This window comes from Sulfurivirga sp. (genome assembly GCF_015490265.1).
In the GTDB taxonomy this organism is placed as follows: Bacteria; Pseudomonadota; Gammaproteobacteria; order Thiomicrospirales; family Thiomicrospiraceae; genus Sulfurivirga.
Window position 1 is genome coordinate 1 of sequence record NZ_WFYD01000078.1, and the last position, 15,654, is coordinate 15,654.

The 15,654-nt window shown below is 64.1% G+C and carries 18 protein-coding genes; 3 read left to right on the forward strand and 15 right to left on the reverse strand.

Annotated features, from left to right (window positions below; all coding sequences use genetic code 11):
- From F8K16_RS05485 to sucC, 5 genes are all read right to left on the reverse strand, one after another.
- Positions 1-922: GAF domain-containing protein (locus F8K16_RS05485; protein WP_294948039.1), on the reverse strand; the 922-nt coding region annotated here is incomplete at its 3' end.
- A gap of 74 nt (positions 923-996) precedes the next feature.
- Positions 997-2,883, reverse strand: coding sequence for a bifunctional diguanylate cyclase/phosphodiesterase (locus F8K16_RS05490; RefSeq protein ID WP_294948041.1), 1,887 nt, complete (start codon positions 2,881-2,883; stop codon positions 997-999).
- 12 nt (positions 2,884-2,895) lie between these two features.
- Entirely contained in the window at positions 2,896-4,524 is a 1,629-nt protein-coding gene (locus tag F8K16_RS05495; RefSeq protein ID WP_294948042.1) for an NAD+ synthase, read from the reverse strand.
- The gene (gene sucD, locus F8K16_RS05500; RefSeq protein ID WP_294948044.1) at positions 4,521-5,396 is read right to left on the reverse strand and encodes a succinate--CoA ligase subunit alpha; all 876 of its coding nucleotides are present in this window, start codon (positions 5,394-5,396) and stop codon (positions 4,521-4,523) included. Before sucD ends, F8K16_RS05495 begins: the two co-directional genes overlap by 4 nt.
- Positions 5,393-6,562: an ADP-forming succinate--CoA ligase subunit beta gene (gene sucC, locus F8K16_RS05505; RefSeq protein ID WP_294948046.1), complete on the reverse strand. Its 1,170-nt coding sequence runs from the start codon at positions 6,560-6,562 to the stop codon at positions 5,393-5,395. The genes sucD and sucC overlap by 4 nt, the downstream gene beginning before the upstream one ends.
- Before the next feature lie 74 nt (positions 6,563-6,636).
- Here sucC and F8K16_RS05510 point away from each other — a divergent pair, with 74 nt between their 5' ends.
- Complete coding sequence (locus F8K16_RS05510; RefSeq protein ID WP_294948048.1) at positions 6,637-6,867, forward strand: hypothetical protein; 231 nt, start codon at positions 6,637-6,639, stop codon at positions 6,865-6,867.
- Here F8K16_RS05510 and F8K16_RS05515 read toward each other — a convergent pair.
- Genes F8K16_RS05515 through cobO form a run of 5 tightly spaced genes read right to left on the reverse strand, consistent with a single transcriptional unit; the run spans position 6,858 to position 8,753 of the window.
- Positions 6,858-7,289 carry an FKBP-type peptidyl-prolyl cis-trans isomerase gene (locus F8K16_RS05515; protein ID WP_294948050.1) on the reverse strand — a complete coding sequence of 144 codons (432 nt, stop codon included), beginning with the start codon at positions 7,287-7,289 and terminating at the stop codon, positions 6,858-6,860. The two genes, F8K16_RS05510 and F8K16_RS05515, sit on opposite strands and share 10 nt — an antisense overlap.
- Before the next feature lies 1 nt (position 7,290).
- A complete protein-coding gene (locus F8K16_RS05520) occupies positions 7,291-7,710 on the reverse strand; it encodes a hypothetical protein (RefSeq protein ID WP_294948052.1) in 420 nt (139 codons plus the stop codon).
- Positions 7,707-8,006 carry a hypothetical protein gene (locus F8K16_RS05525; RefSeq protein WP_294948054.1) on the reverse strand — a complete coding sequence of 100 codons (300 nt, stop codon included), beginning with the start codon at positions 8,004-8,006 and terminating at the stop codon, positions 7,707-7,709. The genes F8K16_RS05520 and F8K16_RS05525 overlap by 4 nt, the downstream gene beginning before the upstream one ends.
- Positions 7,996-8,163, reverse strand: coding sequence for a hypothetical protein (locus F8K16_RS05530; RefSeq protein ID WP_294948056.1), 168 nt, complete (start codon positions 8,161-8,163; stop codon positions 7,996-7,998). Before F8K16_RS05530 ends, F8K16_RS05525 begins: the two co-directional genes overlap by 11 nt.
- On the reverse strand, positions 8,160-8,753 hold the full coding sequence (cobO, locus tag F8K16_RS05535; protein WP_294948058.1) for a cob(I)yrinic acid a,c-diamide adenosyltransferase: 594 nt from the start codon (positions 8,751-8,753) through the stop codon (positions 8,160-8,162). Before cobO ends, F8K16_RS05530 begins: the two co-directional genes overlap by 4 nt.
- Positions 8,754-8,823: 70 nt before the next feature.
- Between cobO and F8K16_RS05540 the strand changes: the two genes are divergently transcribed.
- Both F8K16_RS05540 and F8K16_RS05545 read left to right on the forward strand, forming a co-directional pair.
- Entirely contained in the window at positions 8,824-9,951 is a 1,128-nt protein-coding gene (locus tag F8K16_RS05540) for an FAD-dependent oxidoreductase (RefSeq protein WP_294948060.1), read from the forward strand.
- A gap of 13 nt (positions 9,952-9,964) precedes the next feature.
- Entirely contained in the window at positions 9,965-10,351 is a 387-nt protein-coding gene (locus tag F8K16_RS05545; RefSeq protein ID WP_294948062.1) for a DUF302 domain-containing protein, read from the forward strand.
- A gap of 114 nt (positions 10,352-10,465) precedes the next feature.
- On the opposite strand, the gene lnt is transcribed toward F8K16_RS05545, so the two are convergent.
- The 5 genes from lnt to miaB all read right to left on the reverse strand — a co-directional run.
- Entirely contained in the window at positions 10,466-12,037 is a 1,572-nt protein-coding gene (gene lnt, locus F8K16_RS05550) for an apolipoprotein N-acyltransferase (protein ID WP_294948064.1), read from the reverse strand.
- Positions 12,015-12,884: a transporter associated domain-containing protein gene (locus F8K16_RS05555; RefSeq protein WP_294948066.1), complete on the reverse strand. Its 870-nt coding sequence runs from the start codon at positions 12,882-12,884 to the stop codon at positions 12,015-12,017. Before F8K16_RS05555 ends, lnt begins: the two co-directional genes overlap by 23 nt.
- Positions 12,881-13,345: an rRNA maturation RNase YbeY gene (gene ybeY, locus F8K16_RS05560; protein ID WP_294948068.1), complete on the reverse strand. Its 465-nt coding sequence runs from the start codon at positions 13,343-13,345 to the stop codon at positions 12,881-12,883. Before ybeY ends, F8K16_RS05555 begins: the two co-directional genes overlap by 4 nt.
- The gene (locus F8K16_RS05565) at positions 13,342-14,316 is read right to left on the reverse strand and encodes a PhoH family protein (protein WP_294948070.1); all 975 of its coding nucleotides are present in this window, start codon (positions 14,314-14,316) and stop codon (positions 13,342-13,344) included. The genes ybeY and F8K16_RS05565 overlap by 4 nt, the downstream gene beginning before the upstream one ends.
- Positions 14,313-15,654: tRNA (N6-isopentenyl adenosine(37)-C2)-methylthiotransferase MiaB (gene miaB, locus F8K16_RS05570; protein ID WP_294948072.1), on the reverse strand; the 1,342-nt coding region annotated here is incomplete at its 5' end. The genes miaB and F8K16_RS05565, both read right to left, overlap by 4 nt.

The window sequence follows — 15,654 nt, forward strand, 5'->3', positions numbered from 1 at the left end:
CAATGGGCCTCTCCAGCTGACCCAGCAGCTGTGCCGCCAGCCGTTCCAGCGCAGGATGTGACAGCTCGTCTGCCTGCCACATCAGCACAAAGGCATCCGCGCCAAGATGGTAGCAGTGTGGCCAGTCGTCATCATGGCGGTCGCACAGCCGTGCAGCCACTTCCTTGAGCACGGCATCCCCCGCCTCCTGCCCGAAGACATCATTGATCTGCTGAAAATGATCCAGATCCAGATAGAAACAGGCCAGCGGACGACCTGCAAAGTCTTCCATGTCTGCCAGCAGTTTCTGGCGGTTGGGCAGACCCGTGACCGGATCGTGATAGGCGGCCAGCAGCTCGCGCTCGTGGGCGCGGGTCAGGCGCAGCACGCTGCCGGCCAGATGAGCGCCCAGCTCAAGGATGTTCTTCTGGAACTGATCCGGCTCACGGGTCTCGAATGAAGTCAGCGCGAAGGTGCCGATCACCTCTCCGCCATCGCCATGAATGGGATGCGACCAGCAGGCACCCAGATGGAAGGTCACCGCCAGATCCCGGATGTCGTTCCAGCGGGGATCCGTGGCGATGCTGCAGACATATTGGGGCTCCTTGGACCAGACCACATTGCCGCAGGAGCCACCGCCCGGCCCCGGCTTGAGGCCGTTGAAGGCGGAAATGGCGCTGGGTGGCAGGGAGGGCGCGGATTTGACGTTGAGCACCCCTGCGGCCTCATCGAACAGCATGATGGAGGCGACAGCGTCGGGCACCATCTCTTCGGCCACCCGGCAGATCTCGTCCAGCAGGTCTTCCACATCCTCCTGCGCCGCCAGCCGCGCAAGAATGTCCTTCTGCCAGGCATACAGGCGCAGTATCTCGTTGACGCCGAGATTGGACAGGGTGGGCACATCACCGGAGACATCATCGCAGAAAGGAGCGGGTTCAGACATGGGAGAGGTCCCGCTGGCAGTTATCGACGTCTCCAGTCTAACAAATTACGACACGGCTGCAAATTTGCTGAAACTCAACCGGGCAGCAGCTGACATTGCCGGTTATGGGCACTCAACCAAGGCACCACCGCCTCACCCGGCATGGGTCTGGCGAACAGATACCCCTGCAAAAGGTCGATGCCCTGCCCGGCCAGCAGTTGCCGGTGGGTGTCCGTCTCCACCCCTTCGGCCACTACCTTGAGAGAGAGCTCCCGTCCAAGTGCGGCCACGGCGCGTGCGATGGCGCGGTCCTGGGTATCGGTGTCAATGTCCCGCACCAGTGACTGGTCGATCTTGAGCTTGTTGACGGGAAAACGCTTCAGATAGCCCATGGAGGAGTAGCCGGTACCGAAGTCGTCCATGGCCAATGCCGCCACACCGGTCTTGCGAATCATGTCGAGCAGCGCAATAGTCTCCTCCGTGTTGGACATCATGATCGACTCGGTGATCTCGAATTCGAGGTGCGAAGCCAGACCACTGTCGTGAATTTTTCGCACCAGACGCTCCACATGCTGACGCTCGAATTCCTGCGCCGACAGGTTGAGCGCCACGGTGAAATCCAGCACCGGCAGCTGTGCCTGCCACTGCTTGAGATCCGCAAGCACGATCTCAAGAACCCGCTCATCCAGTTCCCGGATCAGCCCATTCTTCTCCGCCACCGGCACGAACTTGAAAGGCGGTATGGAGCCTTCGTCCGGATGGGTCCAGCGGATCAGCGCCTCGAAGGTTTCCACCGAGCCAGTGGTCGCATTGAGGATGGGCTGATAGTGCACATCCAGCTGGTTTGAGGTGCGGTCCGCCAGGGCCGCCCGCAGCATGGAAGCCACCCGCAGGCTTTCCTTCAGTTCCGTGACCATGCCCGGCTCGAAGAAACGCCAGGTGCCGCGTCCTGCACTTTTGGCCGCTGCCAGCGCCGCATCGGCCATGCGCATCAACTCATTGTAATCCCCTTTGGCTTCCTCACCGCAGCTGATGCCCAGACTGATGGACGGATTGAACAGGATGCCGTCCAGCTCCAGCGTCTCACCCGCCTGCCGAACCAGAGTTTCACACAGGGCCTCCATGCGAGCACGCGGGTTGTCCATCTCGCACACCTGGGTGATGATGACGAACTCATCACCGCCAAAACGATAGAGGCGACCAGGAAAGTCGATCAGCACCCGCTCCAGTCTTCGGGCCAGCTCCACCAGCATGGCATCCCCCATGGGGTGGCCATAGGCGTCATTGACCTCCTTGAACAGATCTACATCGATCTGGATGCAGCCGAAAGGAGTGCCCCGCTGAAACAGGGCATTAACATCGCGCTTGAGCTTTTCCCGGTTGTAGAGCAGCGTCAGCGGGTCCTGCTCCGTCAGCTGACGCACCCGCTGTGACAGCTCTGCCTGTCGCAACGCCAGCGAAGCCAGCTGTGCACCCTGTCGCAGCACAGCCCTTCCTTCTGCAGTGGCCGCAGCAGGCGCATCAAAAGCCAGAAACAGCACACCGATGACTGCACCTTCACCCAGAATCGGCTCGGCCCAGCAGGCGCCCAGCATGCGCAGCTCGTCGATGTTGCGCACCTTGCTCCACCGACTGTCGTGATGAATATCTTCAATGAACAGAGGGGTACCTTCCCGCAGTGTTCGGCTGCAGATGCAGTGGTCAGCGTCATTGAAAAGATGCTGGAAGCGTCGCTGGGCCACCCGATCCAGTCGGCCGGCCACCATCACCTCCAAGGCGTTGCGGCTGGGACGGTGCATCAGCACCATGGCCTGTGCACCGGGCACCCGTTCTTCCATACGCTGACAAATGTGCTTGAGCACTGCCTGGCGGTCAGCCTGGTTCAGCATCTGCTCTACCATGGCCTGCTGCCATTGCAACAGTTCTGTCAGCACATCGGACGTGGTCAGGTCGGTCAGTTTTTCCGAACGGGCTCGGGTCATGGGCATTCCTGCTCAGATCGGCTCATGATAGCGGCTGGTAATGGGATAGCGCCGATCGCGGCCGAAGCTGCGCGTGGTGACGCGTACCCCCGGCGGCGCCTGCCGCCGCTTGTACTCATTCCGGTTGATCAGCTCGATGGCCCGATGCACCGCTTCCCGCTCAATGCCCTCGGCGATGATGGCCTCCGGCGTCTTCTGCTCCACCACATAGGCGTGGATGATTCGGTCCAGCACCTCATAGGGTGGCAGGCTGTCCTGATCCACCTGGTCGGGCCGCAGCTCGGCGCTGGGCGGCCGGGTGATGACCCGCTCCGGGATCACCGGAGACTGCCGGTTGCGCCAGCGCGCCAGTTCATACACCTGTGTCTTGAGCACGTCCTTCAGGGGTGCATAACCGCCCACCATGTCGCCATACAGCGTGGTATAGCCCACCGCCGTCTCCGACTTGTTGCTGGTGGACAGCACCAAGCTGCCGCTGGCGTTGGAGACGGCCATCAGCGCCACACCGCGCAGGCGGGCCTGCAGGTTCTCCTCGGTCACACCGCTGATCTCCGGCAGTCGCGCTTGCAATAAACGTGCCATGCCGTCAAAACCGGGCGCAATGGGCAGCACGGAAAACTTGACACCCAGCGTTCGAGCCTCGGCCTCGGCATCTTCCACACTGGCCTGCGCCGTGTAGTGGAAGGGCATCATGATCGCCTCGCACCGCTCGGGCCCCAGCGCATCCACCGCCACCGCCAGCGTCAGCGCCGAATCGATCCCGCCGGAAAGGCCCAGTACGATGCCGGGAATGCCGTTCTTGTCGATGAAATCACGCACGCCGGTCACCAGTGCGCCATAGAGACGCGCTTCCGCCCGCGGCAACGGTGCCTGCTCGCCGGCAAGAATTGTCGCCCCATCTCCCTGCCGCTCGATACGCACCGGTGTAAGCCCCTCCTCGAAGGCGGGCGCCTGCACGCGCACTTCACCTCCAGCGTCCACGGCAAAGCTGGCGCCGTCGAATACCAGCTCGTCCTGTCCGCCCACCTGGTTGACATAGATCACCGGTCGGCCGAACTCATCCACACGCCGGCGCACCACCGCCAGCCGGTCGCTCTGTTTTTCCGCATGGAACGGCGAAGCGTTCATGTTGAGCAGCACCTCGGCACCTGCCTCCACCGTCCGTTCCACGGCGGTGGGCTTCCAGATGTCCTCGCAGATGAGCAGCCCGAAGCGCACACCCTTGTGCTCGATCACGCACGCCTGCTTGCCGGGGCTGAAATAGCGCTTCTCGTCGAAGGGGCCATAGTTGGGCAGGAACTGCTTCATATAGACCGCCTCGATGCGGCCGTGGTCGATCCATGCCGCCATGTTGAAGCGCTCGTCCAGCGCATCGGTCATGGGATAGCCCACCACCAGCACCGCGGGCAGCCTCGCCTCGCACAGGCGGTCAAGCGCCGCCTGCACCTGCGGATAGAGACCGGGACGCAGCAGGATGTCCTCCGGCGGATAGCCGGTCAGGCACATTTCTGGAAAGACGATGATGTCGGCCTCATGCCGCTCGATGGCCTCACGCGCCAGCGCCAGCACCCTGTCCGTATTGCCCGTCAGATCCCCGACCACGGGGTTCATCTGGGCCATGACGACGGTGACACCGCTCATGCCGCCCCCAGCCGCTGCTGCATGGCCTCGCCCATCTGCGCCGGCGAGCGCACCACGGTGACGCCCGCGGCCTCCAGCGCCGCCATCTTGGCCTCGGCAGTGCCCTTGCCGCCGCTGACGATGGCGCCGGCATGGCCCATGCGCCGTCCGGGCGGCGCGGTGACGCCGGCGATGTAGGCCACCACCGGCTTGGTCACATGCTCGGCGATGAAGGCGGCGGCGCGCTCTTCGGCATCCCCGCCGATCTCGCCCACCATGATGATGCCCTCGGTCTGGGGGTCCTCCTCGAAACGGGCCAGGCAGTCGATGAAATCCATCCCCTGAATGGGATCGCCGCCGATGCCCACGCAGGTGGACTGTCCCAGCCCGGCCTGTGTGGTCTGCCACACCGCCTCATAGGTGAGCGTGCCGGAGCGGGAGACGATCCCTACCCTGCCGGGCAGATGAATGTGGCCGGGCATGATGCCCATCTTGCATTCGCCGGGTGTGATCACGCCCGGACAGTTGGGGCCGATGAGCACGCTGTCACTGCGGTCCAGCACCGCGCGCACCTTGAGCATGTCCGCCACGGGAATGCCCTCGGTGATGCAGGTGATCACCTCGATGCCGGCGTCCACCGCCTCCAGAATAGCGTCGGCGGCAAACGGCGGCGGCACGTAGATCATGCTGGCATTGGCGCCGGTTTCCCGCACCGCATCGTGCACCGTGTCGAACACCGGCCGGTCCAGATGAGTCTGCCCCCCCTTGCCCGGGGTGACACCGCCGACCAGATTGGTGCCGTATGCGATGGCCTGTTCGGAGTGGAAGGTGCCCTGCCTGCCGGTGAAGCCCTGAGTGATGACCCGTGTGTCCCGATTGACCAGAATGCTCATGCCGTGCCCTCCCCGGCCAGCGCCACCACCTTGCGCGCCGCCGCTTCCAGATCGTTTTCCGCCACCAGATTGAGACCGCTTTCGGCCAGCATGCGCCGACCGGCCTCCACGTTGGTGCCTTCCAGCCGCACCACCACGGGCAGCTCCAGCCCCACCTCCTTCACCGCCCGGATGATGCCTTCGGCGATCAGGTCACAGCGCACGATGCCACCGAAGATGTTGACCAGAATGGCCTTCACGCCCGGATCGGAGGTGATCAGCTTGAACGCCTCGGCCACCCGCTCCGCCGTGGCGCCGCCGCCCACGTCGAGGAAGTTGGCCGGCGCACCGCCGTGCAGCTTGATCAGGTCCATGGTGGCCATGGCCAGACCGGCGCCGTTGACCATGCAGCCGATGTTGCCGTCCAGGGCGATATAGTTGAGGCTGAACTGGCGGGCATGGGCCTCACGCGGGTCCTCCTGCGTGGGGTCGTGCATGGCCTGAATGTCCGGCTGACGGTAGAGGGCGTTGTCGTCCACATTGATCTTGGCGTCCAGCGCCATCAGACGGTTGTCTTCGGTCAGCACCAGCGGGTTGATCTCCACCAGCGACAGATCCTTGTCCACCGCCAGGCGATAGAGGCCGTCAAGTACCTTACCGAGCATCTTGAAAGCGTCACCTTTCAGCCCCAGCGCAAAACCGGCCTGTCTGGCCTGAAAGGGCATCACACCGGTGACCGGATCTACAACGAGGGTCACGATCTTCTCCGGCGTCTGCTCGGCCACCTGTTCGATATCCATGCCCCCCTCGGTGGAGAGGATGAAGGTGTGGCGCCGGCGGCCCCGGTCGATGAGCAGGCTCAGATAGAGCTCGCGGGCAATGGGCAGGGTCTGCTCCACCAGCAGGGCATTGACCGGCAGTGCCTTGCCGCCGGTCTGGGGAGTGGCCAGCTCATGCCCCAGCAGCGCCTCGGCGGCCTGACGGGCGTCTTCTTCAGTCTGCACCAGACGCACGCCACCGGCCTTGCCGCGGGCACCGGCGTGAATCTGCGCCTTGATGACACATGGCAGGCCGATTTCGGCCAGCGCGCCGTCCAGTGCATCCAGTCGTTCCACCACCACACCGCGTGGGACAGGAATGCCGTAGTGGTCGAACAGCTGTTTGGCCTGATACTCATGCAGGTTCATGGATGGGTCTTCCTCATGGCGGTTTATGCTATTTTAGCGGGTGAGACGCGATTTGAACGGTAAGGGATCTTTACATGCGGGCATTTATCTTTCTGCTGCTGGTGCTGGTGATCTTCGGCGTGATCATGATGATCGCCAAGCGGCTGCAGGGCATGAAAAAGACGGAAGCGGAGACATCCGGCGGGACAAAGGAGATGAAAACCGTACGCTGCGTGGAATGCGGCGCCTGGCTGCCGCGGGATCACGCGGTGATGACGGCGCGGGGCCCCGCCTGCCCCGAGCACGGCAGAGACGGTCAGTCGTAGATACGCTCCACCGTCACGTCAAACACCAGCACCTGACCGGCCAGCGGGTGGTTGAAGTCCACGGTAACCCGGTCCCCCTCCACGGCAACGATGGTGCCCGGAATGTCATCCCCGGCCGGGCCGGAAAAGCCGATGACCAGACCCCGTTCCAGATCCATGTCGGCAGGGAACAGATCCCGGGACAGTTCCTGCACATTGTCCGGGTCCGGATTGCCGAAGGCATCTTCCGGGAACAGGGTGAACTGCTTGTGCTCGCCTTCTTCCAGACCGATCAGCCAGCGCTCCAGCCCTTCGAACAGGGTGCCGTCCCCCAGCGTGAACTGTAACGTTTCGTCCGCTTCGGTCTGGTCCACCACCGTGCCGTCGATCAGACACAGGGAAAACCTGATGTCAACGGTGCTGCCTGCCTTGACCTGCTTCATGTCAGAACTTCCCGAAGATGGAGAAAGGCTCCCGCGGCACTTCCTCGCAGTGGATCTTCCACACCAGCGCGTAGCGACAATCAGCGCCCACGCACTCGACGCGGGAGTCGCCGAACTTCCGCGGGCTGACCGCGTAGCTGGTATCCAGCAGATAGCCTTTTGGGCACAGGCCCATGGCCGTGTTGTCCAGTGCAAAGGTGCCCAGCTGAGGCGGCTCGTCATACTGCTGGCGCAGCAGAAAGGCCGGCTGACCCTCTCGCTCGGGCAGCTTTTTGACCGTCACCGGATGAATGCGGTTTCCGGCGGCGGCCACGGCGCTGCGCCCCCAGTCGATCACCGTGTCACCGGAGGACTTGACCGTCTTGAGCACTCCACACCCGGAAAGCAGCAGCATGACGGCCAGCGCAAGCAGGGCTCTCATTGCACGCCTCCGCCGATGGGCTGCTCCCGCAGGCCCTGCTCACGGATGATGTAGCACATGTTGGTGTGCAGCTTCTTGCCATCAATCAGCAGCGAGGCGCCATACTGGTCCTCCGGATTGAGACGCACCACGCCCTCATAGCGCTTGATCAGCTTGCCGTCGAAACAGCTGCGGATCTCCACCACCCGCTTGAGACCGACCCAGTCGGACTGCAGGTTCTTGGCCTGGTTGGTGACCTTCTCGCAGCCGGTCAGCGCCAGCAGGGCTATGGCCGCCAGCAGCAGGCTACTTTTCATCATGTTTCTCATTCGATTCCCCGGTTCTGAAGTCCTGAATGCGCCAGTCCTGGCTGTTGAGCGTCTCCTCATCATCCGCGGGCCGGGTGGGCCACAGCCAGGCCACCAACAGAATAACCAGCACGGTCAGCAGAAAATAGAGCAGATTCTGGTTCAAAATTCGATCCCCTTCTGGGCACGGATGCCCGCCTCGAACGCATGCCTAACCGGCCGCATTTCCGTGACCGTATCGGCATCATCGATCAGCGCCTGCGGCGCGCCACGACCGGTAATGATGACATGCTGATGGGCCGGACGCTTGAGCACATCTTCGCGCAGCGTTTCCCAATTCAGGTAATGATACGCCAGCGCCACGCAGAGTTCATCAAGAATGACCAGATCCGTGTCCGCATCCGCCAGATAGCGGCGCGCCACCTCCCAGCCCGCTTCGGCCCGCTGCCGGTCGCGCTCGAAATCCTGCGTATCCCAGGTAAACCCCTCGCCCAGGGCGTGGATCACCGCACCGGGATGGCCGGCGAAGAATTTCTGCTCACCCGTTTCCGCCGGAGCCTTGATGAACTGGAGCACCGCGACCGTCATGCCGTGGCCCAGCGCCCGCAGCGCCATGCCATAGGCGGAGCTGCTCTTGCCCTTGCCGTCGCCGGTGAGCACCAGCAGCAGCCCCTTGTCGGCGCGCGCCTCGGCCATGCGCCGTTCCATGTAGCGCTTGCGCCGCTGCATGATGCGGTTGTGCTTATCTGCATCCATAGAAAGCCCTTGTTCTTATTAAAAGCCGCTTATATATAATGCTCCGATAACCTGCCTCAAGGAGGGCGCCATGAACATCACCATTCTGGGTACCGGTTTTGCCGCGCTGACGGCCGTGCGCACGCTGCGCCGGCAGGACCGAAACGTCAATATTACCGTCATTTCTCCCAAGGCGGAGATGATCTATCTTCCCAGCCTCATCTGGCTGCCGTCCCGTCTGAAGTCCGGCGACGACCTGCGGGTGGACCTCACCAACTTCTTCCGCCGCATGAACGTCAACTTCATCGAAGGGCGGGTAAAGCGCATCAGCGATGGCGGACGTACCGTGGAGCTGGAGGATGGCACCACCCATGCCAACGACGGCCTGATCATCGCCTCCGGCGGCCGCTTCATCAGGAAACTGCCGGGCATCGAGCATGTGATCACGCCCTGCGAGGGGATCCCGGCGGCGGAGAAGATCCGTGACCGGCTGGACGCCATGAGCGGCGGCACCATCGCCATCGGCTTCGGCGGCAACCCGAAGGAACCTGCGGCCATGCGCGGCGGTCCCATGTTCGAATTCCTCTTCGGCATCGACACCCTGCTGCGTCGACAGGGGCGGCGCGAACGCTTCAGACTGGTGTTCTTCAACCCGGCGCCGGAGCCGGGCAAGCGCCTCGGCCCGCAGGTGCCCGGCAAACTGGTGGAGATGATGGCAAAAAAGGGCATCGAGACCCACCTGGGCCACAAGATCAAGGGCTTCGAGGAGAAGAAGGTCATCACCGAAGGTGGCGAGATCGAGGCGGACCTGATCCTGTTCATGCCCGGCATGACCGGCCCGGCATTTGCCGCCGACAGCGACCTGCCCCTGTCCGAAGGCGGACTGATCCGCGCCGACGCCCATGCCCGGGTGGAAGGACTGGAAAAGACCTATGTGGCGGGCGATGCCGGCAGCTTCCCCGGCCCGGAGTGGCAGGCCAAGCAGGCCCACGCCGCCGACATTCAGGCGGAAGTGGCCGCCCGCAACCTGCTGAGCGAGCTCAACGGCGGCACGCCGCAGCAGACCATCAGGCACGAGCTGATCTGTATCATCGACACCCTGACCCACGGCATTCTGGTCAAGCGCACCGAGAAGGGCACCACCTTGCTGCCGCCCTGCCGCCTGATGCACTGGGCCAAGATGGCCTTCGAGTGGTGGTATCTGCGTCAATATCGATAACAGGAGAGAACAGATGAACTACGCACTGAGCAAGAATCTGGACTGCAGCGTGGATGAGGCGGTCGAGCGCATCAAAGCGCTGGCGCCCGAGCATCAGCTGGGGGTGGTCTATGAGCTGGACATTCAGCAGACCATTCAGAACAAGCTGGGCGAAGACTTCCGGCCCTACCGCATCCTCGGGCTGTGCAATCCGAAGATCGCCAAGGACGCGCTGGAGAAGGACGCCGACTTCGGCGCCCTGCTCCCCTGCGCCGTGGCCGTGCACGAGACAGCTGACGGCAAGGCGCGCCTGAGCTTCTACAACCTGCCGGCCATCGTGGAGGCCATCGGCAATGCCGCCTTCGACGACTGGAACCGGACGGTGATCCAGAAGATGCAGGGCTTCATGGACGCCCTGTGAGCGCTGAAGCCCCGTCAGAGACGGGGTCTCCCCCATTTTTGCAGACCGCCGAAAAACCGCGCCGGAAAAAGCGCGGTTTTTTCATGCCTGAGAGGTGAAAAGGGCCATTCTGCGCTATTTTCCAGCCGTTTTGCGGCCAGAACGCAGCCCGCCGCGCAGGTAGCGCGCCGCCAGCACGAAACCGAACACGGCGCCCAGCAGCATCAGCACCGCCAGATCCCCCCAGCGGGCGTAGGGGGTCAGCCCGCTGCGTGGCTGCACCCGGGCACGCAGGCTGCCCTGAGTGTAGGCGGGCAACTGCGCGACGATCTCGCCCCGGGCGTTCACATGGGTGGTCAGGCCGGTGTTGGTGGCGCGGGCGAAGTCCCGTCCCAGCTCGATGGCGCGCATCTGCACGTCCTGCAGCGCCTGGGCCGGCTCCAGCGTGTGGGCGAACCAGGCGTCGTTGCTGACGGTGATGAAGTAGTCAGCCTCCGGCAGCTGACGGCGCAGCTCATCGCCGAAATAGGTCTCGAAGCAGATGGCCATGCCGGCGTGGTGGTCGCCCAGTTTCATGGGCCTGGGCGGAAACGGCCCCGGGGTGAACTGGTCGAAGGGAATGTTGAGCCAGTCGAACAGCGGCTTGAGCAGGTCACCGAACGGATAGTACTCTCCGATGAGCACCAGGTGATACTTGCGGTAGACCTGATAGGGCACATGCCCCACATTGATCAGGGCGTTGTAGTAGTGGCGGCGGTCTTCATCCCGCCAGATGGCGCCCAGCAGAATATCCTTGCCCAGCGCCCGGGCGTCATGGAGAAAGGTTTTGAGCGCCCCCTTCTCCACCAGATCGAAGAAAGCCGGCACGGCCGTCTCCGGCCAGACGATCACATCGGCGGTGAGCTGCTCGCGTGTCATGGCCACATAGCGCTTGAGGGTGGGATAGAGCATGGTCGGCTTCCACTTGTCCGCCTGATCCACATTGCCCTGCAACAACGCCACGCTCACCGGATCGCCCGCGGGCTCGGTCCAGCGCACATCCCGCAGGCTGCCGCCGGTCAGCCACACCACGGCGATCAGCAGCGCCGCGCCGATCCACGCCTGCCGCACCGCCAGCCACACCAGCGCCGCCGCCGTCAGCGCCACCGCCCAGCTGACGCCCAGCACGCCGAAAATGGGCGCGTAGCCATCCAGCCAGGTGAGCACATGGCTCACCCCCACCTGCAGCATGGGATAGCCGCCGAACAGATGGCCACGCAGCCACTCGCCCGCCACCCAGGCGGCCGGATAGATGACCAGCAGTCCGAGCACGGGGAAGGTGCGGCTGGAGAAGAGACGCGCCAGCCAGGCCGCCAGTGCCGGATAGAAGCTGAGGTAGAGCACCCACAGGAAGACCGCCGCCACGCCCAGCGGCAGGGGCGCGCCGCCGTAGATGGAAACGCTGGAGATGAGCCAGCTGGCGCCGACACCGAACTGCCCCAGGCCGAACCACAGCCCCCTGCGGGCGGCCTGCCGGGGCGTGTCCGCCTGCCAGATGAGCCAGAAGAGACCGGTCAGCGCCAGCAGCGTCAGCGGCGCCAGCGCCAGCGGGGCGAAGCCCGCCACCGACACGGCCCCCAGCACCAGCGCCAGCAGGTCATGGCGCTGTGGCACCAGCGCACGCAGCCAGTAGCGCCAGCGGGGCTCAGGCGTCGTCGTCCCGCTCACCCGCTTCCTCACCGGACTGGGCGTCCTGCAGGGTCACCTTCACCTCCTGCACCCGCCGGCCATCACTGCGGGTGACCTCCAGCTGCAGGTTTTCCAGCGCCACCTGCTCCCCCTCCTCGGGAATGTGCGCAAGTGCCTTGACCACACAGCCGCCGACGGTCTCCACCTCGTCACAGTCCACGTCGAGGTTGAAGTAGCGGTTGAAGTCCTCCAGCGGCATCTGGGCGTCCACCAGCCAGTAGCCCTTGCGCTTGCGCACGTATTTCTCTTCTTCGTCGTATTCGTCTTCAATCTCGCCGACGATCTCTTCCAGCACGTCCTCAATGGTGATCAGGCCGGACAGTTCGGCATATTCATCCACCACCAGTGCCAGATGGGTGCGCCCACTCTTGAATTCGCGCAGGATGACGTTGAGCCGCTTGCTTTCGGGGACGAACACCGGTGTGCGCAGCAGTCGCTCCAGATCGGCGTGCTCGTTGAGCTCGCCATTGACCAGCGCCCGCAGCACATCCTTGGTGATGAGCACGCCCGCCACCTCGTCGCTGGCGTTCATCACCGGATAGCGGGAGTGCCCCTCCCCCACGATGAAGCGCAGCACCTCATCCAGCGGGCGGTCCAGCTCCACCGCGCGCATCTTGCTGCGGGGAATCATCACGTCGCGCACGCGCAGGTCGGAAACATGCAGCACCCGTTCGATCATGCGCTCGGCGTCAGGCTCGATCAGCCCGTCCTGCGCCGCCTCGCGCAGCAGGGTCAGCAGATCTTCACGGGATTTGGGTTCGTCGCTGAACAGGGTCTTCACCCGGTCCAGCCAGCTGGGACTGTGTGACGAGTCAGTGTCTTTCATGCGTCCTTCTCAAGGTAGGGGTTGGCAAAGCCCAGATCAGCCAGAATATCGATTTCCAGCGCCTCCATTTCGCAGGCCTGGTCCTCGGTAATATGGTCATAGCCCATCAGATGCAAGAGGCCGTGCACCACCATGTGCGCCCAGTGCGCCTCCAACGGCTTGTGCTGCTCGGCGGCCTCTTGCCGCACCACTTCGGCGCAGATGGCCAAGTCGCCCAGCCAGCGCTCGCCCAGCGCCTCGGCCACCTCCGCAGGCAGCTCCATGGGAAAGGACAGCACGTTGGTGGGCCGGTCCTTGCCCCGGTATTCCCGATTGAGCGTGCGGCTCTCGTCCGGCGAGACCACGCGCACCGTCGCCCCGCCCCGGCGCCCGGTGCGGGCGAACACCGCTTCCGCCCAGCGCTGGAGCTGATCCTCGGCGGGAACGGCTTCGACCGGCACGGCCCACTGCAGTTCGATCATGATGTCTCCCTGCGCAGACGGTCCGCCTGATCATAGGCGCGCACGATCTTCTGCACCAGCGGGTGGCGCACCACATCCTGCGCCTGAAAGAAGGTGAAGCCCACCCCCTCGACCCCTTCGAGCACTTCCAGCACGTCCCTGAGGCCGGACTTCTGCTGGCGCGGCAGGTCGCACTGGGTGATGTCGCCGGTGATCACCATGCGCGAGCCGAAGCCCAGACGGGTGAGGAACATCTTCATCTGCTCCACGGTGGTGTTCTGCGCCTCGTCCAGAATGATGAACGCCTCGTTGAGGGTGCGCCCGCGCATGAACGCCAGCGGCGCGATTTCGATCACGCTCTTCTCGATCAGCCGATCCACCGTCTCGAAGCCGAGCATCTCGTAGAGGGCGTCATACAGGGGACGCAGGTAGGGATCCACCTTCTGGCTGAGATCACCCGGCAGAAAGCCGAGCCGTTCGCCCGCCTCCACCGCAGGGCGGGTCAGCACGATGCGGCGCACCTGCTCCTTTTCCAGCGCGTCCACCGCTGCGGCCACGGCCAGATAGGTCTTGCCGGTGCCCGCCGGCCCCACACCGAAGTTGATATTGAACGCGGCCAGATTGTCCAGATAGGCCGCCTGGTTGGGGTTGCGCGTGCGGATCACCTTGCGGCGCAGGCGCAGCATGCGTTCCTCGACCTGCCCACGCGGCTGCGCCTCGGCCACGCTCTGCAACGCCAGATGCACGCTGGACGGCTCCAGCGTCTCATGACGGGTCTGCTCGTAGAGGTCGCGGATCACCTGCTCGGCGCGCACGATGCGGTCGGCCAGTCCGGTCACCTTGAACTGAAAGCCCAGATGGTTGACCTCCACCCCGAGGCGCAGCTCCACCTGCTCCAGGTGCTCGTTGCGCCAGCCCACCAGGTTCTGCAGCCGCTCGTTGTCGTGGGGGGTCAGCTCGAAGGAAACCGAATGCAGCAGGTGCTCGCTCATAGGGCGTAGTACTGCGGGCCGTCTACCCGCCCGGCTTCGGGCAGATCGACAACCTCGCCGCGCAGGGAGTTGGTGAAGGCGTCGGTGATCTTCACGTCCACGAACTGGCCGATCAGCTCCGGCGCGCCCGGAAAGTTGACCACCCGATTGTTCTCGGTGCGCCCGGACATCTCCCGGGGATCCCGGCGGGAAGGGCGCTCCACCAGCACCCGCTGCACCGTGCCCACCATGGCTTCGCTGAAGGCCTGGGTCTGGCGGTTGAGCAGTTCCTGCAGCTCGTAGAGGCGGCGCTTTTTCACCTCCATGGGCACGTCATCGGGCAGACTGGCCGCCGGCGTGCCCGGCCGCGGGCTGTAGATGAAACTGAAGGAGCGGTCATACTGCAGTTCTTCCACCAGTTCCAGCGTCTTGAGGTGATCCTCTTCCGTCTCGCCCGGGAAGCCGACGATGAAGTCGCCGGAGAGGCTGAGATCGGGACGGTGCCTGCGGATGCGCCGGATGATGGACTTGTACTCCAGCACCAGATGGTTGCGCTTCATCAGCGCCAGAATGCGGTCGGAGCCGGACTGGATCGGCAGGTGCAGATGGGACACCAGTTCCGGCACCTCGGCAAAGGTGTCGATGATCGCTGGCGTCATCTCGTTGGGATGCGAGGTGGTGAAGCGGATGCGGTCGATGCCCGGCACCTGCGAGACCGCGTGAATGAGTATGGACAGGTCGGCCGTATCGCCGTCGACCATCTCGCCACGGTAGGCGTTGACGTTCTGCCCCAGCAGGTTGATCTCGCGCACCCCTTGGGCGGCCAGCGCGCGCACTTCTGCCATCACATCCTCGAACGGACGGCTCACCTCCTCGCCGCGTGTGTAGGGCACCACGCAGAAGGTGCAGTATTTGGAGCACCCTTCCATGACCGACACATAGGCGGTGACGGAGCTGGCCTCCGGCCTGGGCAGATGATCGAACTTCTCGATCTCCGGGAAGGAGATGTCGATAACCGCCGCCTTCTTCTCCCCTTCCTGCCGGGCGGCAAGCGCCTCGCGGATCAGCTGCGGCAGGCGGTGCAGTGTCTGCGGGCCGAAGATCACGTCCACGTAGGGCGCACGCTTGCGGATCAGCTCCCCTTCCTGAGAGGCCACACAGCCGCCCACGCCGATGATGCGGTTGGGCTTCTCCGCCTTCCAGCGCTTCCACTTGCCCAGCTCGTCGAACACCTTCTCCTGCGCCTTTTCGCGCACGGAGCAGGTGTTGAGCAGCAGCACGTCCGCCGCCTCCGCCGTCTCCACCGGCTCCAGGCCGAAGGCGTTCTTCAGCAGCGCCGCCATCTTCTCCGAGTCATAC